The organism is Micromonospora sp. PRAS1, assembly GCF_059553435.1.
In genome coordinates, this window is record NZ_JCANNB010000002.1 from 49,800 (window position 1) to 71,653 (window position 21,854).

The following is a 21,854-nucleotide window of genomic DNA, read 5'->3' on the forward strand; positions in this document are numbered from 1 at the left end:
TGCTCACCGGCGGGTCAACGCAGGTAGATGCGGGGTGCGGGTGGGGTGGCCATGCCGTCGCCGAGGAAGAAGCTCGGGTGCGGGGGCTGGTTGTAGGCGGTGTTCTGCCAGGCGATGGCGACTCGGTACTGCGGGTCATGCATCAGGGTGTGCAGCCGCAGGTTGGTCGCCGTCGGGGTGCTGTAGATCCGCAGCGCCCGGCTGTCGGTGGTGCGCCAGACCACCTCTTCCCGCCAGTCGCCGAGCAGGTCGGCGGAGAGGTTCGGGGTCGCCTTGGTGCCGTTGTTTGACGAGACGCCGCTGGCGGTGAGCAGCCGGGTGTCGCTGCTGGTGCCGTACTTGTCGATCCGGGTGGCGTCGAGCAGTTCGCGGACCGGGTCGCCGTCCCACCAGATGAGGAAGTTGGTCGAGGAGGGCTTGCGGCCGATGTTCTGGCCTCGGGTGTTGGCCAGGCCGCTTACCGCGGCCGACCAGGATTCGGCGCCGGGGCTGCCGGCCCAGATGTCGGCGGAGACGCCCCGGCCGTTGTCGCCGCCGGCTGCGGTGGACCAGAGGAGCTGGCCGGTGCGGGCGTCGGCGAACCAGGAGCTGGGTCGGCTGGCTTCCTCGCTGACCTTGAAGTATTCCAGTCCGGGGCGGGTCGGGTCGAGGTCGCCGACGTGGCCGGCGTCGCCGTGGCCGAGGCCGGTGGACCAGAGCAGTCGGCCGTTGTCGTCGATTGTGGCGGCGCCGTAGACGATTTCCTGCCGGCCGTCGCCGTCGACGTCGGCCACCGAGAGGCTGTGGTTGCCCTGCCCGGCGGCGGCACCGTTACCGCTGGTGTTGGAGTCGAAGGTCCACCGCTTGGTGAGGGTGCCGTTGCGGAAGTCCCAGGCGGCGATGACCGCGCGGGTGTAGTAGCCGCGCGCCATGATCAGTGAGGGTCGCTGGCCGTCCAGGTACGCGGTGCCGGCGAGGAAGCGGTCGACCCGGTTGCCGTACGAGTCGCCCCAGGAGGAGACGGTGCCGCGCGGCGGGTCGTAGTTGACGGTGGAGAGCGCGGCACCGGTGCGGCCGTCGAACATGGTCAGGTATTCCGGTCCGGCGAGCACGTAGCCGCTGGAGTTGCGGTGGTCGGCGCTGGCGTTGCCGATCACCTGGCCGGTGCCGGAACGGGTGCCGTCGGCGGTTTTCATGGCCACCTCGGCGCGCCCGTCGCCGTCGTAGTCGTACACCTGGAACTGGGTGTAGTGGGCGCCGGCCCGGATGTTGCGGCCGAGGTCGATGCGCCACAGCCGGGTGCCGGTGAGGGTGTACGCGTCGACGTAGACGTTGCCGGTGTAGCCGGACTGGGAGTTGTCCTTGGAGTTGGACGGGTCCCACTTGAGCACGAACTCGTACCGGCCGTCGCCGTCGAGGTCGCCGACGCTGGCGTCGTTGGCGCTGTAGGTGTAGGCCTCGCCGCTGGGTGTGGTGCCGCCCGGCGGAATCTGCAACGGCACGTCCAGGTAGCCGGCCGGGAACTGGAGCGCCGGTGCGGAGGCGGCCTGTTCGGTGCCGCCGACCACGGCCCGTACGGTGTATGCCGCGCCCGCCGGGGCACCGCTGTCGAGGTAGTTTGTGGCGCCGGTGATCGGGCTGGCGTTCACCCTGGTCGTCCCCCGGTAGAGGTTGAACGACACGCCGCTGGTCTCGGTGCCGAGCAGCCGCCAGGAGACCAGGTTCGCCGAGCCGGAGCGGACGCTTATCAGTCCGCGGTCCAGGTTTTCCGCCTGCATGGCGCCGGCCGGTGGCGTGGTGGGCGGTGGCGTGGTGGGTGACGGCGGTGGGGTGGTGGGTGACGGCGGTGGGGTGGTGGACGGCGGTGGGGTGGTCGGGGTGGTGGCGCCGGTGCAGCTGGTGCCGTTCAGGGCGAAGCTGGCCGGTGCCGGGTTGCTGCCGGTCCAGGAGCCGTTGAAGCCGAAGTTGACGCTGGCGTTGGTGCCGATGGCGGCGTTGTAGTCGACGTTGCGGGCGCTCACCTGGGCGCCGGACTGGGTGACGGTGGCGTTCCAGGCCTGGGTGACCTGCTGCCCGCCGGCGTACGACCAGGTCAACGTCCAGCCGTTTACCGGGTCGCCGAGGTTGGTGACGGTGACGTCGGCGCCGAAGCCGCCGGTCCACTGGTTGGTGACGCGGTAGTCGACGCGACATCCAGCGGCGGCGGCCGAGGCGGTCAGGGTGGTCAGCGCGCCGGCGGCAGCGACAGCGGTGGCGGTAGCCGCGGCGAGCAGGGCCGCCCGGGGGGCGGTGCGAAGCATGGTTCCTCCGGTGGAGGTCGGACGCGCGGCAGCCGAGGGTCCACCGGCCGTGCCCGAAGCCGACGGGACCGTACTCCGCCGGCCGTGCCCGAAGCCGGTGGGGTGCCGCGCTGACGGAAAAGATCTCAATAAATCGATGCCCGTGAGTACGCTCCCGCGTATCTGCGATGCTAGGGCAAGCGCTTTCTGCACACAATCGACCTGATCAGCTTGCCCTTGCCCCGGTCCCTTTGATCAACTCGCAGAGTGGCTGCACACATGACTCCAGAGGAGTTCCGCCAGGCCGGGTACGCGGTGGTCGACTGGATCGCCGACTACTGGGCCACGCTGCCCGAGCGCCAGGTCACCTCCCAGGACCCGCCCGGCACGGTGGCCGCCGGCCTGCCGGCCGGGCCGCCGACCCGGGGCGAGCCGGTCGAGGCGGTCCTCGCCGACCTGGACAAGCTGGTCGCGCCGGGGCTCACGCACTGGCAGCACCCCGGCTTCTTCGGCTACTTCCCGGCCAACACCTCCGGCCCCAGCGTGCTGGGCGACCTGGTCAGTGCCGGCCTGGGCGTGCAGGGCATGCTCTGGGCCACCGGCCCGGCCTGCACCGAGCTGGAGACGGTCATGCTGGACTGGCTGGCAGAGGCGCTGGACCTGCCGGAGCGGTTCCGCTCCGCCGGTCCCGGCGGAGGCGTCATCCAGGACTCGGCCTCCTCGGCCACGCTGGTGGCCACCCTGGTCGCCCTGCACCGGGCCGCCGGCGGGCGGTGGCGCGAGGTGGGCGTCGACCGCCGCTACCGGGTGTACGCCTCCACCGAGGCGCACTCGTCAATCGAGAAGGCAGCCCGGATCGCCGGGCTCGGCAGCGAGGGGGTACGGCTGATCGAGGTGGACCCGGAGAGCCGGGCCATGTCGGTGACGGCGCTGCGCGCCGCGATCGAGGCGGACCTGGCGGCCGGGGTGGTGCCCGCTCTGGTGGTGGCGACCGTGGGCACCACCTCCACCACGGCGGTGGACCCGTTGCCCTCGATCGGGCCCGTCTGCGCCGAGTACGGGGTGTTCCTGCACGTCGACGCCGCGTACGCGGGCGCGGCGGCGGTCTGCCCGGAGCTGCGGTTCGGGCACGCCGGCTTGGAGTACGCCGACTCCTACTGTTTCGACCCGCACAAGTGGCTGCTGACCGGCTTCGACTGCGACGCGTTCTGGGTCGCCGACGCCGACGAGTTGATCGAGGCGCTGACCGTGTTGCCGGAGTACCTGCGCAACGCGGCCACCGAGTCCGGTGCGGTGATCGACTACCGGGACTGGCAGGTGCCGCTGGGCCGGCGGTTCCGGGCCCTGAAGCTCTGGTTCGTGTTGCGCTGGTACGGCGTCGAGGGGCTGCGTGAGCACATCCGCCGGACGGTGGCGCTTGCCGCCCGCTTCGCCGACCGGGTACGCGCCGACGACCGCTTCGAGTTGGTCGGCCCGCACCCGTACGCGCTTGTCTGTTTCCGGTTGCGCGACCCCGACGGGCCGAACGAAGAATTGCTGGCGGCGGTGAACGCGACCGGCCGGGTGTTCCTGACGCACACCCGGGTGGCCGGCCGTTACACGCTGCGTCTCGCGGTCGGCGCGCCGCAGAGCACCGAGGCGCACGTGGACGAGGCCTGGCAACTGCTCACCGACGCCGCCACGGCGCTCGCGCCACCCGCCTGAACCGGCCTCAGCGGTCGACGCCGGAGAGGGCGCGGGCCCGATCGGGGTCGACCGTGGCCTCGGCGCCGGCCGGTTCGTCCGTGCGCGCCGCCACCTCGATGCCGTCCGGTCCGCCCGTCGGTGCCGCCGCCTCGGCGAGGGCGCGCTCCCGGCGGGTGCGCCGCAACAGCCGGACCGCCAGCACCAGCGCGGCGACCCAGCCCGCAGCCAACAGCAGGTAGACCAGCACCGGCAGGGTGCCGTCCACATCGGCGGCGCGCATCAGGACCCGGGCGTTGGTCAGCACGATCACACCGCCGACGGCCGCGCCGAGCAGTTGGGCCGGGATGATCCGGACCAGCCACGCCGCGATCGGGGCGGCGATCAGGCCACCGGCGAGCAGGGCGAACACGATCGGCAGCAGGAAACCCTCGGTGCCGAGGCCGATCACGAAGCCAAGGCTGGCCGCGCTGGCGACCACGAACTCAGAGGTGTCCACCGAGCCGATCACCTTGCGTGGCTCCAGCCGCCCGCTGACCAGCAGGGCCGGCGTGGCGACCGGACCCCAACCGCCGCCGCCGGTGGCGTCGACGAAGCCGGCGACCAGCCCGAGTGGGCCGAGGAAACGCCCGCGCAGCCGGCCGGCGGCCGGGTTACGGCGCAGCGGCCGGGAGAAGCGGACGAGCAGGTACGCGCCGAGGGTGAACAGGATCGCGGCCATCCACGGGGCGGCCGCCTCGGTGGAGAGCGCGCTGAGGAAGGTGGCACCGGCGAAGGCGCCGATCGCGCCGGGCAGTGCGATGCGGCGCACCACCCGCCAGTCGACGTTGCCGAACCGCCAGTGTGCCGCCCCGGAGGCGAGCGTGGTGCCGATCTCGGCCAGGTGCACCGAGGCGGATGCGGCGGCCGGTGCGACGCCGGCCAGCAGCAGCAGCGTCGTGGAGGTCAGCCCGTAGGCCATGCCGAGCGCGCCGTCGACCAGTTGCGCGGCGAGCCCGACCAGTGCGATCACCAGCAGCTTACGCACGGACGCCTCCCATCTTTTCGGCATCTCCTATCGACTTGGTCGACAATGCGGCACGGGAGGGCCTCCGGTCAACCCCTGACCGGTCAGTGGGACGACAGCGCAGTGGGGTGGTGCTGCGTCAGGTCCAGGCGTCGGGACGACAGCGCAGTGGGATGGCGGATCAGGTCCAGGCGTCGGGACGGCAGCCCGGTGAGGTGGCGGGCCAGGTCCAGGCGTCGGGACGAGAGCGAAGTGGGTGGTGCTGCGTCAGGTCCAGGCGTTTGGGTCGGCGGCCAGCTTGGTGACCGGCTCGGGCAGGCTGCCCTGCGCCACGTCGGCCACGGTGACCAGTTCGAGGATCTGCCGTTCGCTGGCCCGCAGCGCGATCCAGACGTCCTGGAGCGCGCGGGCCGCCCCCGTGTAGCCGAGCTGTTCGGGACGCTGCCCCCGGATGTGGGCCAGCGGTCCGTCGATCACCCGGATCACCTCGGCCAGGGAGATCTCCTCGGCCGGGCGGGCCAGCCAGTAGCCGCCCTCAGGACCGCGCTGGGCCTGCACCACGCCGCCCCGGCGCAGTTGCAGCAGAATGCTCTCCAGGAACTTCGGCGGGATCTCCTGAGCGCGGGCGATCTGGTCGGCGGTCACCGGACGACCACGACCCGCGCCGGTCACCGAGGCCAACTCGGTGACCGCTCGGAGGGCGTAGTCGACCCGGGCGGAGAGGCGCATGCCGGACAGGTTAACGGCCTGACGATCCGGCCGGACGATCACCCCTTGACCAATCGACCCGCTCGTGTATGCGGGTCTTCGAGGTCACTCCCCCACGCGGCGCAGCAGCCCCTCCTGCACGGCGCTGGCGATGTGCCGCCCCTCGACGGTGAACAGCCGGCCGGCGGCCAGACCCCGGGCACCCGAGGCGGACGGGCTCCAGCAGTCGTAGAGGAACCACTCGTCGGCACGGAACGGCCGGTGGAACCAGAGTGCGTGATCCAGGCTGGCGCCGACCACCCCGCCCGGCCCCCACACCTCGCCGTGCGTGGAGAGCACCGAGTCGAGCAGGGTCAGGTCGGAGGCGTAGGTCAACGCGCAGGCGTGCAGCAGTGGGTCATCGGGGAGCTTTCCGTCGATGCGCATCCAGACCCGCTGGTGCGGATCGGCCGGCCGGTCGCCGGGACGTACCCAGCCGGGCTCGCCGATGTAGCGGACGTCGATGGGGCGGGGAATCTGCCCCCAGATGCCCAGCCGCTCCGGATAGCGGGCGAGCCGGTCGGACATGGTGGGAACCGCATCCGGCCCGGGCACGTCCGGCGGGACCGGGGCCTGGTGATCCAGCCCCTCCTCGGGCCGCTGGAACGAGGCGGACATGAAGAAGATCGGCTTGTCGTGCTGGAGCGCGACCGAGCGGCGTACCGAGAAGGACCGGCCGTCGCGGATGTTCTCCACCTCGTACTCGATCGGCTCGGCCGGGTCCCCGCCGCGCACGAAGTAGCCGTGCAGCGAGTGGACCACCCGCTCGGGGTCGACGGTCCGACCGGCGGCGACCAGAGCCTGACCGGCGACCTGGCCGCCGTACACCCGCTGCGGGCCGACCGGCGGGCTCATCCCCCGGAACGACATGGTGCCGGTCGACGCGAGGTCGAGCACCTCCAGCAGCTGGTCGACGGCGGCCTGGCCGACGACAGGCTCGATGGTCACTGAAGCGCCCGCGCAGACGCCGCGTCGACAAGCGAGCCGAGCTGATGCACCCGAAGCGTGTTGGTCGAGCCGGGGGTGCCGGGCGGGCTGCCCGCAACGATCACCACGTAGTCGCCGGGGGTGGCCCGGTTCAGCCCGAGCAGGGCCTGGTCGACCTGGCGGAACATGTCGTCGGTGTGCTGCACGAACGGCATCAGGAAGGTCTCCACGCCCCAGCAGAGCGCAAGCTGGGAGTGCACCTCGGGCACCGGGGTGAAGGCCAGCAGCGGCAGGTCGCAGTGCAGCCGGCTCAGCCGCCGCACGGTGTCACCGGTCTGCGAGAACGCGACAAGCGCCTTGGCGCCGATGGCCCGGGCGATCGAGGACGCCGCGACGGTGAGCGCGCCGCCGTGCGTACGCGGATCGTGCTGGAGTCGGGGCACGGCGATCGAGCCGGCCTCGGTGGTCTTGACGATCTTGGCCATGGTGCTGACGGTGAGCACCGGGTACTTGCCCACGCTGGTCTCGCCGGAGAGCATCACCGCGTCGGCGCCGTCGAGCACGGCGTTGGCGACGTCGGACGCCTCGGCCCGGGTCGGCCGGGAATTCTCGATCATCGAGTCGAGCATCTGGGTGGCCACGATGACCGGCTTGGCGTTCTCCCGGCAGAGCTGCACGGCGCGCTTCTGCACCAGCGGCACCTCGTCCAGCGGCAGCTCTACGCCGAGGTCGCCGCGGGCGACCATGACCCCGTCGAAGGCCAGCACGATCGCCTCGAGGTGGTCCACCGCCTCCGGCTTCTCGACCTTGGCCAGCACCGGCCGGTGCACACCGACCTCGCTCATGATCGAGTGGGCCAGCTTGATGTCGTCGGCGGAGCGGACGAAGGAGAGCGCGATCAGGTCGACACCGAGGTTGAGCGCGAAGCGCAGGTCCGCGGCGTCCTTATCCGACAGGGCCGGCACGCTGACCGCCACGTTGGGCAGCGACACGCCCTTGTTGTTGCTGACCGGCCCGCCCTCGGTGACCAGCACCCGGATGTCGTTGCCGGTGACGTCGGTGACCTCGACGGCCACCCGGCCGTCGTCGATCAGCAGCCGGTCGCCCGGCTTGACCTCCTGCGGCAGCTTCCGGTAGGTGCACGAGACCCGGTCCTTGGTGCCCATGATGTCGTCGCCGGTGATCACCACGGAGTCACCGGTGCGCCACTCGTGCGGGCCGTCGGCGAACCGACCCAGCCGGATCTTCGGCCCCTGGAGGTCGGCCAGGATCGCCACCGGCTGGCCGGCCGCCTCGGCGGCCTCCCGCACGAGGTGGTACACCGCCTCGTGGTCGGCGTGGCTGCCGTGGCTGAAGTTGAGCCTCGCCACGTTCATGCCGGCCTCGACGAGCCCACGGATGCGCTCGGGCGACGAGGTGGCGGGGCCAAGAGTGCAGACGATCTTCGCGCGGCGTGTCACGCCCATCAGGCTAGTCTCTCCTCCGGGTCGGACCACGGGCCGACCCCTTGCGCAAAGCGGAACAATTGTCCAACGGCGCACGGCGTACGCGCGCGCTCCGGCGAGCGGAACCGCGCCGGACGGTCGATCGCGGGCGACAGCGACCGCGCGCCGGAATGGTACGCCCCCCGGGCCAGTCCGCGCCGAACCGCTCCCGCCCGATAACCCTCAGCAACCCCCCAAGAACCCACCGCCACCCCACCAACCCCGCCGATCTTGCACTTTCGGTCGGCAAAACGCCAGGATATGCGGCATTTGACCGGACAAGAAGTGCAAGATCGACGAAGTTGGCGGCCAGGGGACGCGGTGGAGTGGGTCAGAGGGCCAGGCAGTTGGGGTTGATGGTTTGGTCGCGCAGGGCCTGGCGGATCACGGAGTAGGTGGTGCCGTCGACCACGAGGGCCAGGTGGCCGACCACCCGGAGCGGGCACTTGGCCTGGATCAGCACGTTTGTGGCACCGTCGGCCAGCATGGCGTTGTCCACCGGCCGGACCAGTTCGTCCTGCCAGGTGCGCACCGTGGTCCAGCGCACCGCGCCCGGGGTGTCGTCACCGGCGTTGAGCGCGGCCAGGAACGACGAGCCGATCGTCATCTGCTGGCAGGCGACGACGCCTGCGCAACTGCCCAGGCCGAGGAAGGCCACGATGTTCGCGACGTACGTGCCGTACTGCGGCGTACCCAGGCTGATGTAGCGACCGACCGCGTCGCCGCCGCCGAGATTCTTGATGTAGTAGCGGCTGACCAGGCCGCCCTCGGAGTGCGCGACCAGGTCGATCCGGCTCGCGCCGGTGCTGGCGCGGACCTGCCCGACGAAGCCGCGCAGGCTGCCGGCGGAGGCGGCGATGTCGCCGAGCCCGAGGTTGGGCAGTTGATAGATCCAGACCCGGTAGCCGTCGGCGCGTAGCCGGGCGGCGAGCGGCTCGTACACGGCGGCGATGCCGCTGAGCCCGCCGACGACGATCACCGGGTTGGCGCTGGCGAGCGCCCGCAGCCCGGCATCGGCGGCGGAGGTCTCGGCAGCGCCGGCCTTCGGGGTGGCGGCCTGGCCGGTGCCAGCCTTCGCGGTGGCGGTCCGGCCGGTGCCGGCCTTCGGGGTGGCGGCCTGGCCGGTGCCAGCCTTCGGGGTGACGCTGGCCGGAGTGACGCTGGCCGGAGTGGTGGTGGCGGTTTCGGTGGCGGTTTCGGTGCCGGAGCGGGCCGCGCCGGGGGCCGCGGTGGCGGTGGCCGGGGCGAGCAGGGCGGCGGCGAGGGTGAGGGTGAGGACGGGGACAGCCTTTCGGAGCAGCATCGCTGCACCTCCCATGCGGGAACCCGGGATTGCCGGGGTGGAGGTGGATGTGTCCGATCGACCGTGAGTTGATAATGCAGGCAACAATCTGGCAACGTCAATGAAAAGTTACGCGCGAGTAGCGCCAGTCCCACCAGCCACCCGCACGCCGGGACCACCACAAACGGCCGACGCCGCACGCACCCGCGTGGGTACGTGCGGCGTCGGCTGGGACCGCCCGGCGGCCCGCCCAGCGTGGATCGGGCCGGCGACCGGACTACGCGCGGGTCAGGCCGTCGGGGTCGCCTCCGGCTCGGGCTCCGGGCGCGCCGCAGCGTTCTTCACGTACGTCGGGTGCAGCTGCACCGGCTTCGCCTCCTGGCGACGCTGACGGGCCCGGACCCGCAGGTTGAGGAACTCCACGAAGATCGAGAAGGCGATCGGCCCGTACACGTAGCCCTTCGGGATGTGCTGGTCGAAGCTCTCCGCAATCAGGCTCGCGCCGATCAGCAGCAGGAACGACAGGGCCAACATCTTGACCGTCGGGTGCTGGTTGACGAAGTTGCTTACCGCGCCGGCCGAGACCAACATGATGATCATCGCGATGACCACGGCGGCCACCATGATGGCGAGTTCGTCGACCATGCCGACCGCGGTGATCACCGAGTCGAGCGAGAAGACCACGTCCAGCACCAGGATCTGTGCGATGACCACACCGAACGAGACGGTCTTCTTGGCCGACCGGCCGTGGTCGGCCCCCTCCAGGTGCTCGTGAATCTCGTACGTCGCCTTGCCGACCAGGAACAATCCGCCGAGCAGGAGGATCAGATCCCGCCCGGAGATCTCCTGACCGAGCGCGGTGAACAAGGGTGCGGTCAGGCCGATGATCCAGGACAGCGAGGCCAACAGCAACAGGCGGGTGATCAGGGCGAGCGAGATGCCGATCGTGCGAGCCCGAGCCTGCTGATGCTCGGGTAACCGACCGGACAGGATCGAGATGAACACGACGTTGTCGATGCCCAACACGATCTCCAGCAGGAGCAGGGTCGCGAACGCGATCCACAGCTCGGGACTGGTCAAGAATTCCATGCCATCCTCGACTTCCAGACCGCCGCCGGGTGGGCACCCGGAGCCATCGGTCGGTCTGCGTACGCATGGCGTACCGTCCCGGAGGCCCGGCCGCAACCCCAGCGCTCCCCCATTGCGGGGTCGGTAACAAACCGGTATCGCGCGGTCCGCTGCTGGAGCATCATCAACGCCGTGGCTGACTCGTGGCGAAACTCGGCGCTGGCCGCAACCATCGACCAACTCGAAGCCGAACTCGACCTGGCCTGGGCACGCCTGCTCAGCGAGTTGGACATCGCCGGCGGGAGCGCGGACGAGACGGCACTCGGCTGGCTCGTGGTCGACTACCCCGAGGAGCACGACTGGCGGGTCGTCGATGCCGCCCTCGACCGCCTGACCTGTACGGAGTGCGGCGCCACCCTGACCAGAGGACCGGCCACCTGTAGGCGGTGCACGTACCACCACGAGGTCCGCTTCGCCGCCCGAGAGACGGACCGGCCGAACGTGCCGCCCGGCAACGAGCACGCCATCCGCGTCTCCTTCGCGGTCGCCCGCAACCGCAGCCGGTACAGCCCGCGGGCGCGGGTCGGCTACGAACTGCTCCTGCCCGACCTCGTCGCCGGTCGCCTGCCCAGCACGAGACAGGCCCAGGCGGCCAAGGCGTTGATCAACAAGCTCACCCCCGAGGAGTGTGACCGGGTGGCGACCTTCGCAGAGGTCGAAGCCCTCGCCCGCACCCGCTGACCGGCCGACGAATCGGGCCGTTGGCGATCATGGTCCGATAATGGCTCGCTCCGTGGGCATTTATCCCCCACTTTAAATCGGTAATCAGGTCGGCCGCCACCGCCGGATGCGGCATCGTAGAACGCGCTGGCGGGTCATGGCGCCTTTGCCGTCGACAATTGCCTAAATCTTGAGATTGACGTTGTCACCGAATCTGAACAACGGCCGGGCAGACTGGGGAAATTCAACGCTGATCCATTGCTAGCCGGACGGTACCTGTGCTTAGGTGACGAGCTAGATCTACCCGATCACTGTGGAGGTCCTTTCATGCGTCCAGCCATGCCGACAGCAACACCGAGTAGGGTCAGGCGGCACATCGCCCTCGCGGCCGCGCTCTGCATCGGTATCCCCGGGGTAGCGGTTTCACTCACCGGGCCGGCAGCCGCCCAGCCGCTCGAGTCGCACTGCGGAAACGAAACCGGCAACAAGTCGGTCCAGGGCTTCATCAGCCACGAGGAACTCCGCCGGAGTCTCCAGCAGATCGAACATTCCAGCAACGGAAACGTCAGTGTCGACGTCGCCGGCTATTCGAACCAGGGTCGCGAGATCTGGACGGCTCGGGTCGGCGAGGGCGACACCGTGGTAATGGTCCAGAGCCAGATCCACGGCAACGAGATGCACGGCACGGCCGCCCTGCTCGACGCCCTCCGTACGCTGGGCAACAACTCGAAGCGGTCCGAGGAGATCCGCAAGGCGGTCACGATTGTCGCCGTGCCGAAGCTCAACCCCGACGGCGGCGAATTGGTCACTCGGCAGAACGCCCGAACCTGGGCCGATGTCGTCGCTGATTTCCCGCAGCTCGCCGGTTCGCGGACGGCGTGGAATTACAACACCCGGGTCGGCGGCTTCGACGTGAACCGGGACTTCAACCCCAACCTCGATTACGTTCCGCAGCCTGGCGACTTCCCGGGGAACAGCGCCTCCACCGGTTGGTACATCACGCCGGAGGCACAGACCGCCCGGGACGTGTACCGCGCGCTGGAGCAGGAGTTCGGTAAGGTCGACGTCTTCGCCGACCTGCACAACCAGGCCGCCTGCTACACCGGCGTGGGAATGGACGACTTCACCACGCTCTCCATTTCCGGGCGCTTCATCACCAACCCCGCCCAGCACGGTAACTGGCCCAATTTCGACTACGACGCGTCGCGTCGGGTGAACGTCGCGGTATTCGACGCCCTCCAGTCCGGAAACTCCCCCCAGAGCAAGGTGACGCTCTACCCGCAGAACACGAACCTGCCCGGTACCGCGCTGGGTTCGTTCGCACTTCGCGGCAGCGCGACGATTCTGTTCGAGACCCGTGGGCAGACGCAGTCGTGGGGCCAGAAGCAGCACGGGATGCTGACCAAGCAGGTCGAGGACGGCCTCTTCGGCATCATCAACTCGATCACCGACGGGACGCTGAACACCATCGACCCGGAGCGGTACGAGCTCATCCCCGAGCGGATGAACGTCCCGCGCAGCTGAGTGCTATGCCGCGAAACTGACGTCGGTGTTGGCTAGCTGACGTCTGTGCCGCGTACTGAAAATTGTGGGAGCTGACGTCGTCCCGGCCTCGAAAGGGCCGGGGCGACGCATATTTCTCGGTGGCGGGCTGTGGCCGGCTGTTGCGGCGATGCTCTGAGCTGCGGGTGGTGGGCTGCGGTGGTGGGCAGGCCACGGGTTGCCGCATGTCGCTGTCTCCGGGTCCGTGGGAGGTCGCCAGGATGCGGCATCCCGGGGCATCCGGACCGGCCGGCTCCACAGGCTGCGGCATCTTGGGGCATCAGAGCCGCGGGAGGGCGCGAGTTGCGGCAACTCGTGCCTCTAGGTAGTCGAGGGTCTGGCGACGCGGAAGTGCCACCGAGCGCCGGATTCGCGGCAACCGGGACACGTGACGGTGAATCACACATCGCGCGCCGTTTCCTCGGCCGGTTGCTGACGAGAAGGCTGGGCGGACTCGGCGCGGGATGACAGCGCGTCGGCGATGGCGGCGAATTCGCGGAGTGCCGCCTGGAGGTCGTCCACGATCTCCTGCGCGATCACCTCGGGTGGCAGCAGCGCGTCGGCGTCCTCCAGGGAGGCGTCCCGCAGCCAGGTGATGTCGAGGTTGACCTTGTCGCGGGCGATCAGCTCGTCGTAGGTGAACGCCTTGAAGCGTTCGGTCTCGACCCGCTCCGACCGGTCCTTGCCAGGCAGGTAGCAGTCCACGAAATCCTGGAGGTGTTCACGGCGCAGCGGGTTCTGCTTGAGGGTGAAATGCTGGTTGGTGCGGAAGTCGTACACCCAGAGTTTTTGGGTCCACGGCTGCTCGCGGGCACGTTTGCGCTCGAAGAAGAGCACGTTGGCCTTGACGCCGCCGGCATAGAAGATGCCGGTGGGCAGGCGCAGCAGGGTGTGCAGGTCATACTGCTTGAGCAGTCGGCGGCGGATGGTCTCCCCCGCCCCGCCCTCGAAGAGCACGTTGTCCGGCAGGACAACGGCGGCCCGGCCGTCGATCTCCAGCAACGACGCGATGTGCTGGACGAAGTTGAGCTGCTTGTTGGCGGTGGCGGCCCAGAAGTCGGTGCGCTCGATCTCCCGCTCCTCGCGGGACGCCTTGCCGGTCTCGGTCACCGACCGGATCGTGGAGCTGCGGCCGAACGGCGGGTTGGCCAGGACCAGGGTGTACCGGTGGGCCGGCGGCTTGCCCAGAGCATCGCCGATGGTGATCAGCGACTCGCCGCCGGGGGTGCCGATGCCGTGCAGCAGCATGTTCATGGCGGCCAGCCGGGCGGTGCCCTCGACCAACTCGGTGCCTGTGATCGCGCCAGCGGCGAGACGACGGCGCTGGTCCGGGGTGAGGCTGCTGCCGTGCTGCCGTTGGATGTGCTCGAACGCGGCCAGCAGGAACCCACCGGTGCCACAGGCCGGATCGGTGATCGTGTCGTCCGGCGTGGGCAGCGTGCAGTCGACCATCGCGGCGGTCAACGCGCGGGGTGTGAAGTATTGCCCGGCCCCCGACTTGGTGTCCTCCGCGCCCCGGGCCAGCAGCTCTTCATATGCGTCGCCCTTGACGTCGACACCCGTCCCCGACCAGTTCTCCTTGCCGATCAGGTCGACGATCAGCCGCTTGAGCTTCGCCGGATCCTGGATCTTGTTCTGCGCCTTGCGGAAGATCGTGCCGAGCGTGCCGCCCTCCTTGGCCAGCCCGGTCAGGATGTGCCGGTACTGCACCTCCAGCGCGTCGCCCTCGGCGTCCAGCAGCGTCTGCCAACTCAACTCGTCCGGCACGATCTGCTCCGGTCGCATCGACCGCCGCGCCCGCTCGTCAGCCATCTTCAGGAACAGCAGGAACGTCAACTGCTCCACATAATCGATCGTTGACACGCCGTCGTCGCGCAGCACGTCGCAGTAGTTCCAGAGCTTCTGCACCAGCCGGCGCGAATCCACAGTGCTCACAATGCCATCCTTCGTTCACGACTGCGGGGCTCGCTTCGCTCACTCCTCGCGCTCACAGTGGAAGCGCCTCCTGCTGGTAGTCGTCGCCGGTCACCCTGGTCGGCGGTGCCGGCAAGTCTTTCTTGGTACGCCGAGAGCGCGCCTTCTGCATCGGCAACGCAGCCTCCCGATCAGCCCGAATCCGCGCCAACAAATCCGACGCCGGCTCATCATCCGGATCCTGCGGCACCAACCGCCCCGCAAACGCCTCCGCCAACAACGACGCCCGTAGGTGTATCGCTTTCTGCCGAGCAGCCGCTACCGCTCTCTCCATGCCATCCAACATGGAGAGGTACATCTCGGCCGCCTGCACCAGCGATTCCTGCTCCTCGCGAGGAGGAACAGGCACAGGAAACTGCCGCATCTTGCCGAGGCTAATAGACGCCAGGTTTACGCTCTGCAGACCGTTCACCTCGAACCAGCGCCGCCCGAATCCGTTCGCATGCCACGCCAACAACTTCGGGTGCAGCACCTCATCTCTGATCCGAGCGCGGAAGACATGGTTCTGGTGGATGCAATCGGGTACCTGCCCCTCCCAGACCCAGCCTCGGCCCAACTTGTCCCGGTCTCCACCCTCGTTGAGCAGCACATCCCCGGGCATCAGCCGCAACTGCTCGGCCTTTTTGGGAGGCACCCGAATCCGCGTCACGTCAGCAAGGTTTAGACGTCCCCGCTGCACGTTCGCCACCCGCAGATAGGGAACCTCCACGAAATCGGGATCCGACTGCCGCTTGGCATCCTTTGTGACACCACCAACGACATCGGCAACCTCCCCCAGCCGCTCCCACCGCCACGTGCCCGGGATCTCCGGCAGGTCCCCATCAATGACACCTACCGGCTCAGGAAATGGCGCTACGCTCCCTGGCACTTCGCTCGATAGACGACCAACACCAGCGAGATACATGATCTGGTCGCGAAAGCGATCAACACGCCGAGCGATCTCAATCAGTTCACATAACCCAGTATCGAATCTCGATTGCAGTTCATCAAGAAAGACGACGATGCGCTGCTGCTCGGTGAGGGGCGGCACCGGGACAGGAAATCGCTTCATCGTCGTGAGGCTGATGGATGCCAGGTTGACGCTCTGTAGGCCGTTTTTCTGGAACCACTTTTGCCCGAAGCTGTTGGCGAACAGCGCGAGGAGCTTGGGTTCTAGGACGCCGCCGATGACTCGGGCACGGAAGACGTGGTTTTGGTGGATGCATCCTGGGATCTGGTCCTCCCAGATCCAACCTCGCCCAAGCTTGTCGCGGTCCCCTCCCTCGTTGAGGAGAACATCCCCGTGCTGGAGCCGCAGGGACTCTGCCTTTTGTTCAGGGACGCGGATAGTGGCAACGTTGGCAAGATCCAGGTAGCCACGCTGGACGTTGGCGACTCGGAGGTAGGGCACCTCGACGAAGCTTGGATCGTTTTGCCGCTTGCTGTCCTTCGTGACTCCACCGACGACCTCGGCGATTTCGCCAAGGGTTGTCCACGTCCAAGATGGCGGGATCTCGAACGGATGCGTCATGCGGTGAGTTCCTGGTTCAGTTCGGTGAGGAGGGGTTCGGCGCGGGGGCCGAAGGTGGTGGCGTAGCCGTCGATGCCGCCGCGTTCGGTGAAGGGGGCGCCGTCGAGGTCGTCGGGGGTGATCTCCACGCTTGTTGCTATCACGTCTTTGATCCTCTCCAGCCACCACACCTGGTCGGCAGTGAAGGTAGCTCCCGCCTGTTCCTGGCGCAGCAACCACCCTCGGAAGCGTTCCTCGATCACGCTGCGGTACGGGCGCAGCTCGGCATCCAGCCCCAGTTCGTACCGGATCAGGCTGACCAGGTCGGTGACGCCGCGGGTGCCGGGCGCGTCGGCGGTGCGGCCGAGCAGGACGTACGCCTTCCAGAGCGATTCTGCCGTCCAGGCTTGCGGCGGGCGGGCGATGCGCCGGGCGAGGTCGGCCAGGTCGGCGTACCCGATTCGGCCGCGTCCCTCGAAGAAGACCTGAAGGGCGGTGATCTCCGCGCGGTGCTCTTCGAGGTAGGCGTGCCAGTCCTTGACCATGCCCTGCGCCAACTCTTCGGCGGGCACGCCGCGCGCCGACAGCAGCGTGTCGACGTTCACCTCGTCGATGGTGATGTCGTGTGCCCGCCGGATGGCGAGGATGCGTTCGCGCAGCTCCGGGTTGGCGGCGAGCGGGCGCAGCGCACCAGCCAGCAGGTCGCGTACGGCGGCGGGGCCGGCGGCCTTGGCGGGGTTGAGCTGTTCGGGGGCGACGGCGTCGACCAGGCCCCGGGCGATGCTGGTGAGTGGCTGTCCGGCCAGCTCGGCGAGTTCGGCGCGTTCGGCGTCGGTGATCTGCTGGTTGAGCCGGGACAGCCGGGCCGACAGGGTGGCCACCTCGTCCGGGTTGGCGGTGAGCGTGCCGGCCTTGCGCAGCAGGTCACGCAGGGAGATCTGTTTCTCGGAGTGGCGGTGCAGCGGCACCGCCTCGTCCAGCTCGGCTTCGGTGACACCAACCGCGTCGACGATGACGAACCGTTCTTTGACCTGGGCGTCGGGGGTGACGGCCTGGAACTCGGCCGGGTCGATGGTGCGCGCGCCGCGCCCCTTCATCTGCTCGAAGTAGGTGGCGCTGCGCACCGGCCGGAGGAAGAAGACGCACTCCAGGGGGCGTACGTCGGTGCCGGTGGCGATCATGTCGACGGTCACCGCGATGCGCAGCTCCGGGCTGTTGCGGAACGCCTGGAGCAGGGTGTCCGGGTTGGTGCCGTCCCGGCGGGACGCGTACGTGATCTTCGCGGCGAAGTCGTTGCCGCGCCCGAAGACCTGCCGGACCATGGTGACGATCTCCTCGGCGTGGTTGTCGTCCCGCGCGAAGATCAGCGTCTTGGGCACCGTGTTGCGGCCCGGGAAGATCTCGGTGAACAGCCGGTCGCGGAAGGTCTCCAGCACCAGCCGCAACTGCCCCTTGGAGATCACCGACCGGCCGACCTCGCTGCCGCCGTACCGGAAATCGTCCTCCAGTTCCTGGTAGCGCTCGGCGCGGGTACGCCGATCGCGCAGCGGCACCACCGTCCCGGCGTCGATGACGTGTCCCGCCTCGGTGATCTGCGTCTTGATCCGGTACACGTCGAAACCCACATTGACGCCGTCGGCCACGGCCTCCTCGTAGGTGTACGACGACACGATGCGCTGCTGGAAGAAGCCGAGGGTCTGGGCGACCGGGGTGGCGGTCAGACCGACCACGAACGCGTCAAAATACTCGATCACCGCCCGCCAGCGACCGTAGATCGAGCGGTGACACTCGTCCACGATGATCAGGTCGAACGTCTCCGGCGGCAGGCGCGGCTGATAGCCGACCTCCGCCGGAGCGTCCAGCTCATAGTCGTCGTACGCCTGGTCGTCGGTGTCCGGGTCGGGCAGGTTCTCGCCGCGCAGCGCCGCGTAGAGCCGTTGGATCGTGGAGATGACCACGACCGACGAGTCGAGCAGCCCGGCACCGGAAAGCCGGTCTACGTTGTACAGCTCGGTGAACTTCCGCCCGTCGCCGGGAGTCTGGTAGCCCGCGTACTCCTGGAGGGTCTGCCGGCCCAGGTTGTTGCGGTCGACGAGGAAGAGGATCCGGCTGGCGCGGGCATGCTTGAGCAACCGGTGGCTCGCGGTGACCGCGGTGAACGTTTTGCCCGCACCGGTGGCCATCTGGATCAGAGAACGGGGGTGGTCGTCGGCCAGCGCGCGTTCCAGCCCGACGATCGCGTCCACCTGCGCCGGCCGCAGGCCCGACGGGTCCAGCTCCGGCATCCGTCGCAGCCGGGCCCGAAGCGTCGGCGCGGCCGGGTCGTCGTCGGCCTCCCGCATCCACCGCGCCACCGTCTCCGGCCGGTGGAAGGCAAAAATCTCCCGGGTACGCGGATGCGGGTCGAGCCCGTTCACGAACGCGGTCTGGGTGCCGGTGGCGACGTAGCCGAAGGGCAGCGGCGCGTCCCGCCGCCAGGCGCTCAGCTTCTGCTCGGGGGTCAGCCCACGCCGGTACCTGTCGAGTTGCGCCTCCACACCACGCGGGGCGGTGCCTTCGCGCTTGGCCTCGATGACCCCTACCAGCCTCTGATCGACGTAGAGCAGATAATCGGCGCGACCGTTGGCCAGGGTCACCTCGCGGACCGCGACGCCGAGGCCCGCGTACAGATTGATCTGGTTCTCGTTCTGGACCTGCCAGCCGGCGTCGCCGAGCTGCCTGTCGATCTCGACGCGGGTCTGTGCCTCGTTGAGCGGCTCACGGGAGGCGCGGCGGGCACGGGCGATGAACTCCTCGCGCCGGGCCGCCGAGACCTTGCCGGGCCGGCTGGCGTCGCGGCGCTCCTGCTCGGCATGTGCCGCCCGCTCCAGGCTGCTGACCAGCTCCGCAGCTTCGGCGCGGCCGGCGGCGGAGGCCCGCACCGCCTGGTCGGCGGCACGTTCGGCATCGGCTCGGGCCAGCTCGACCGACTGCGCCCCGGTGAGCAGCAGCTTCGTCTCGGTCAACTCCTGCCGGTAGCGCTCCAGCTCGGCCTGAAGGGCGTCGGCGACGCTGCGCGGTACCTGCTGCTGCGGCGGCGTGGGTGGCACGAACCCGATCGGCGCGCGGTCACCGGTAACCGCCCGGTGGAACCACAGGCCCAACTCGAAGCAGGTACGCAGCATCTCCAGCGCGGCGCGTACCTCGGCGAGATGGTCGTGCACCGCCTTGTTGCCCTGGTCCCGCAGGCTGTGGAAGGCACTGTGGATCTCGCGGGTCAGCGTCCCGTCCGCGTGCAGCGCCTCCACCCGGTGGAAGAAGTCGCTGCGTGGCGGCAGCCCGGTGCGCCGCAGCAGATCTTTGGCCAACTCGTCACCGAACGCACGGATCTTGAACATCGCCGCTTGCGCGTCGACATAGACCAGTAGCTCAGCGCCAGCGCCGTACCAGACCAGCAGCGGATGATCTTTCAAAAACCCGAAGTTGGCCGACCGTTCCGCCAAGCGTCGTACCTGTCGAGGATCCACGCTTCCCCACGTCCATAGGCCCCGATGAACACGTCAGGATACGGGCGAATGATCGCCTTGGACACCGGGAAGACTTGCCTATCGCGTATCCGACATTCGTTCACTTTCTCGCTGTGGCGTGACGGCGCGGGCGACCGTCTGGAGGGTCACCGCGTCGAACAGCTCCGGATCGACAAGGACATTCACCGCGACCCCTGGCGCCGGAAGCCAGAACGCCTGAGCCTCGCCCAGCAGGCCCGGACCAGCGTCGTGCGGGAAGTCGGTCAGGTGCCACTGCGCGAGGTCGCGCTCGTGATACTCGGCGAGGAAGGTACGCAGCGCATCAAGATCGATCAGCCGTTCCCCGCGCAGCACATGCACCCGCAGGTCGACCCGGTAACCATCGGCCGTCTGCCGCTCCCACACCCGGGTGGCGAACTGGACGTCCTCCCACTCGCTGGCGAAGTCCGAGACCGCGTCCCCGGTCCCCTCCGGCACCCACCCGACGTGGAACCCGTCCAGCACCCCACCGTCCCGCACGGCGGCGCTCACCCCGCCGCCTCAATCGCCGCCTCCACCTTGTCCAGATAGTTGAACCACCACTCCCCCTCTTCAGGGGCACTGCTGGTAGCCAAGAGGTTGGCTGCTACCACAAACGGCAGTACGACGGCCGAGTCTCGCGGCAGGACCTCGCCTAGGGGGCGACGATCGACCAGGGCCGTCAGGAACGCGACGACCTCGGCCTTCTCCACCTCCAGCCAACGCTCCTGCGACTCCAGGTCACCCGCGATCTCATCAATGTCAACAGCTTCCGGTGCTCCGTCGTGTGTGTCAAAGAGAACGAAACCGCAGATCGCCACGGACAACTCTAGTGCTGCCTGCAACTGCCGGCCCGCCGCGATATTGGACATAGCACGGTCGAGGCGGTCGGGGTCACGATGAACAAGAGCGTCGAGGACCGCCCGCACCCGCTTCTCCACCTTGTCGTCAATCTTCACTGCTAGCCCCTCCGTTGGCGGCGATTTTCTCGCCATGCTTTGAACGCTCCGCTTGCCCCAGCCACCGCGAGCACCGTGCCGACGATAGTTTTCGGCACAGCGGGCAAGAACTCCTGGAAAGTCGCGTAGCCCGCTGCGGATGCGGAGGTCCACCATCCGATCGCCTCCGAGCTGATACCACCGCGAGGCTCGGTTGGAGGAGTCTCATGGTCGCGCCGCTCGCGACGACGTTTGCGTTCTGGCCGCCGAGAAGGTGCGGCGACCTGGTTGGGCGCTGCCGGCCTGATCATGGGTGGCTGGTGGGTTGCGCTACCAGCACCCGCTGTCAGTTTCCCAGCGCGCGAACCTTGGTGATCGTTTCCTGGACCTGCTGCTTGGCGGGCTCACTGCCCTGAGCGGCCTGCGCGAGTGCCTGCCGATAAGAATCGATCATGCTGATCAGCGGGCCGGCGGCGGCACCCTGCAACGCGCCCGCGACGAGTTGGCGCGCCTCGGCCGCGTCCTGGGCAGCGGCGGCCGTCTTCGCCTTCGCCTCTTCCAACTTCTGAGCGGCTGCCGCCAACCTGGCGATCATTTCCGCTGCGCTCACGCGCCCTCCCCCAATTCATCCGCACGCGCAGTCCCCACCCCCGCACGGGCAGCGACCACCCGGCAGCCTACTGAGCGCCCGTCACGTCCGCGACCGCCATAAGCCATAGATCTTGGCGCGAAAAGCCCCCATAGGGGCAAAAGCACCAAGATCTCCTAGCCGAGCCAGCATCCGCCATAGGGCGCGAAACCTACCGCTCGGCAACGAAGACGCCGACGCCCTGGACGCCTTCGACCAAGCCCTCGTTGCGCAGCTTGAAGATCGCTTGCCGGACGGTGATCGCCGAGACTTCGTGCTGCTGGCACAGCTCAGCGGTAGATGGCAACTTGGCTCCGGGTGGCAACTCGCCCGACTCGATCTGGGATCTCAGATGATCGGCAAGCCGCTCCCACTTGGGTTTGGCGGGCATTCAGTCTCCCTGGTCAGCACCGCCATTCGATCACGGTCAAGCTTTACATGGCAAGAAATGACCAGTGAAGCCTTGCTTTGCATTGGCGCACATGTAAGGCTGTCTCCCGACTAGGTCCCCTGGTCAGCACCCACGGGACTGGTCGTTCCCACCGCACAGAGCGCCCGGTCGGTCGATCCCCCCGGTCGGCCGG

At 68.8% G+C, this 21,854-nt stretch carries 17 protein-coding genes; 3 read left to right on the plus strand and 14 right to left on the minus strand.

Annotated features, from left to right (window positions below; translation table 11 throughout):
• Positions 1-14: 14 nt before the first annotated feature.
• Positions 15-2,279: a rhamnogalacturonan lyase family protein gene (locus AC507J_RS02565; RefSeq protein WP_496287416.1), complete on the minus strand. Its 2,265-nt coding sequence runs from the start codon at positions 2,277-2,279 to the stop codon at positions 15-17.
• Between the two features lie 258 nt (positions 2,280-2,537).
• On the opposite strand from AC507J_RS02565, the gene AC507J_RS02570 reads away from it, so the two are divergent.
• Positions 2,538-3,962 (plus strand): pyridoxal-dependent decarboxylase, encoded by a 1,425-nt coding sequence (locus tag AC507J_RS02570; RefSeq protein ID WP_496287417.1) that lies wholly within the window; start codon positions 2,538-2,540, stop codon positions 3,960-3,962.
• A 7-nt stretch (positions 3,963-3,969) separates the two neighbouring features.
• On the opposite strand, the gene AC507J_RS02575 is transcribed toward AC507J_RS02570, so the two are convergent.
• From AC507J_RS02575 to AC507J_RS02600, 6 genes are all read right to left on the minus strand, one after another.
• A complete protein-coding gene (locus AC507J_RS02575) occupies positions 3,970-4,968 on the minus strand; it encodes a sulfite exporter TauE/SafE family protein (protein WP_496287418.1) in 999 nt (332 codons plus the stop codon).
• 246 nt (positions 4,969-5,214) lie between these two features.
• Positions 5,215-5,676 carry an RrF2 family transcriptional regulator gene (locus tag AC507J_RS02580; RefSeq protein ID WP_496287419.1) on the minus strand — a complete coding sequence of 154 codons (462 nt, stop codon included), beginning with the start codon at positions 5,674-5,676 and terminating at the stop codon, positions 5,215-5,217.
• A gap of 84 nt (positions 5,677-5,760) precedes the next feature.
• On the minus strand, positions 5,761-6,642 hold the full coding sequence (locus tag AC507J_RS02585; RefSeq protein ID WP_496287420.1) for an acyl-CoA thioesterase: 882 nt from the start codon (positions 6,640-6,642) through the stop codon (positions 5,761-5,763).
• Positions 6,639-8,087 carry a pyruvate kinase gene (gene pyk / locus AC507J_RS02590; RefSeq protein WP_496287421.1) on the minus strand — a complete coding sequence of 483 codons (1,449 nt, stop codon included), beginning with the start codon at positions 8,085-8,087 and terminating at the stop codon, positions 6,639-6,641. The genes AC507J_RS02585 and pyk overlap by 4 nt, the downstream gene beginning before the upstream one ends.
• A 349-nt stretch (positions 8,088-8,436) precedes the next feature.
• Positions 8,437-9,408, minus strand: a complete 972-nt coding sequence (locus AC507J_RS02595) for an esterase/lipase family protein (protein WP_496287422.1) — start codon at positions 9,406-9,408, stop codon at positions 8,437-8,439.
• Between the two features lie 267 nt (positions 9,409-9,675).
• Positions 9,676-10,476 carry a TerC family protein gene (locus tag AC507J_RS02600; protein WP_496287423.1) on the minus strand — a complete coding sequence of 267 codons (801 nt, stop codon included), beginning with the start codon at positions 10,474-10,476 and terminating at the stop codon, positions 9,676-9,678.
• A gap of 171 nt (positions 10,477-10,647) precedes the next feature.
• On the opposite strand from AC507J_RS02600, the gene AC507J_RS02605 reads away from it, so the two are divergent.
• Both AC507J_RS02605 and AC507J_RS02610 read left to right on the plus strand, forming a co-directional pair.
• Positions 10,648-11,196, plus strand: a complete 549-nt coding sequence (locus AC507J_RS02605; RefSeq protein WP_496287424.1) for a hypothetical protein — start codon at positions 10,648-10,650, stop codon at positions 11,194-11,196.
• Positions 11,197-11,502: 306 nt separating this feature from the next.
• Positions 11,503-12,699: a M14 family zinc carboxypeptidase gene (locus tag AC507J_RS02610; RefSeq protein ID WP_496287425.1), complete on the plus strand. Its 1,197-nt coding sequence runs from the start codon at positions 11,503-11,505 to the stop codon at positions 12,697-12,699.
• Between the two features lie 417 nt (positions 12,700-13,116).
• Here the strand turns inward: AC507J_RS02610 and AC507J_RS02615 are convergent, their stop codons facing one another.
• The 7 genes from AC507J_RS02615 to AC507J_RS02645 all read right to left on the minus strand — a co-directional run bounded on the left by AC507J_RS02615 (position 13,117) and on the right by AC507J_RS02645 (position 21,661).
• Entirely contained in the window at positions 13,117-14,652 is a 1,536-nt protein-coding gene (locus tag AC507J_RS02615; protein WP_496287426.1) for a type I restriction-modification system subunit M, read from the minus strand.
• Positions 14,653-14,704: 52 nt separating this feature from the next.
• Entirely contained in the window at positions 14,705-16,201 is a 1,497-nt protein-coding gene (locus AC507J_RS02620; protein WP_496287427.1) for a restriction endonuclease subunit S, read from the minus strand.
• The gene (locus AC507J_RS02625; RefSeq protein WP_496287428.1) at positions 16,198-19,632 is read right to left on the minus strand and encodes a DEAD/DEAH box helicase family protein; all 3,435 of its coding nucleotides are present in this window, start codon (positions 19,630-19,632) and stop codon (positions 16,198-16,200) included. The genes AC507J_RS02620 and AC507J_RS02625 overlap by 4 nt, the downstream gene beginning before the upstream one ends.
• 132 nt (positions 19,633-19,764) lie before the next feature.
• On the minus strand, positions 19,765-20,217 hold the full coding sequence (locus AC507J_RS02630; protein ID WP_496287429.1) for a hypothetical protein: 453 nt from the start codon (positions 20,215-20,217) through the stop codon (positions 19,765-19,767).
• Complete coding sequence (locus tag AC507J_RS02635) at positions 20,214-20,663, minus strand: hypothetical protein (RefSeq protein WP_496287430.1); 450 nt, start codon at positions 20,661-20,663, stop codon at positions 20,214-20,216. Before AC507J_RS02635 ends, AC507J_RS02630 begins: the two co-directional genes overlap by 4 nt.
• 325 nt (positions 20,664-20,988) lie before the next feature.
• Positions 20,989-21,252, minus strand: a complete 264-nt coding sequence (locus AC507J_RS02640) for a DUF6244 family protein (RefSeq protein WP_496287431.1) — start codon at positions 21,250-21,252, stop codon at positions 20,989-20,991.
• Between the two features lie 190 nt (positions 21,253-21,442).
• Entirely contained in the window at positions 21,443-21,661 is a 219-nt protein-coding gene (locus AC507J_RS02645) for a GntR family transcriptional regulator (protein ID WP_496287432.1), read from the minus strand.
• Between the last annotated feature and the right edge of the window lie 193 nt (positions 21,662-21,854).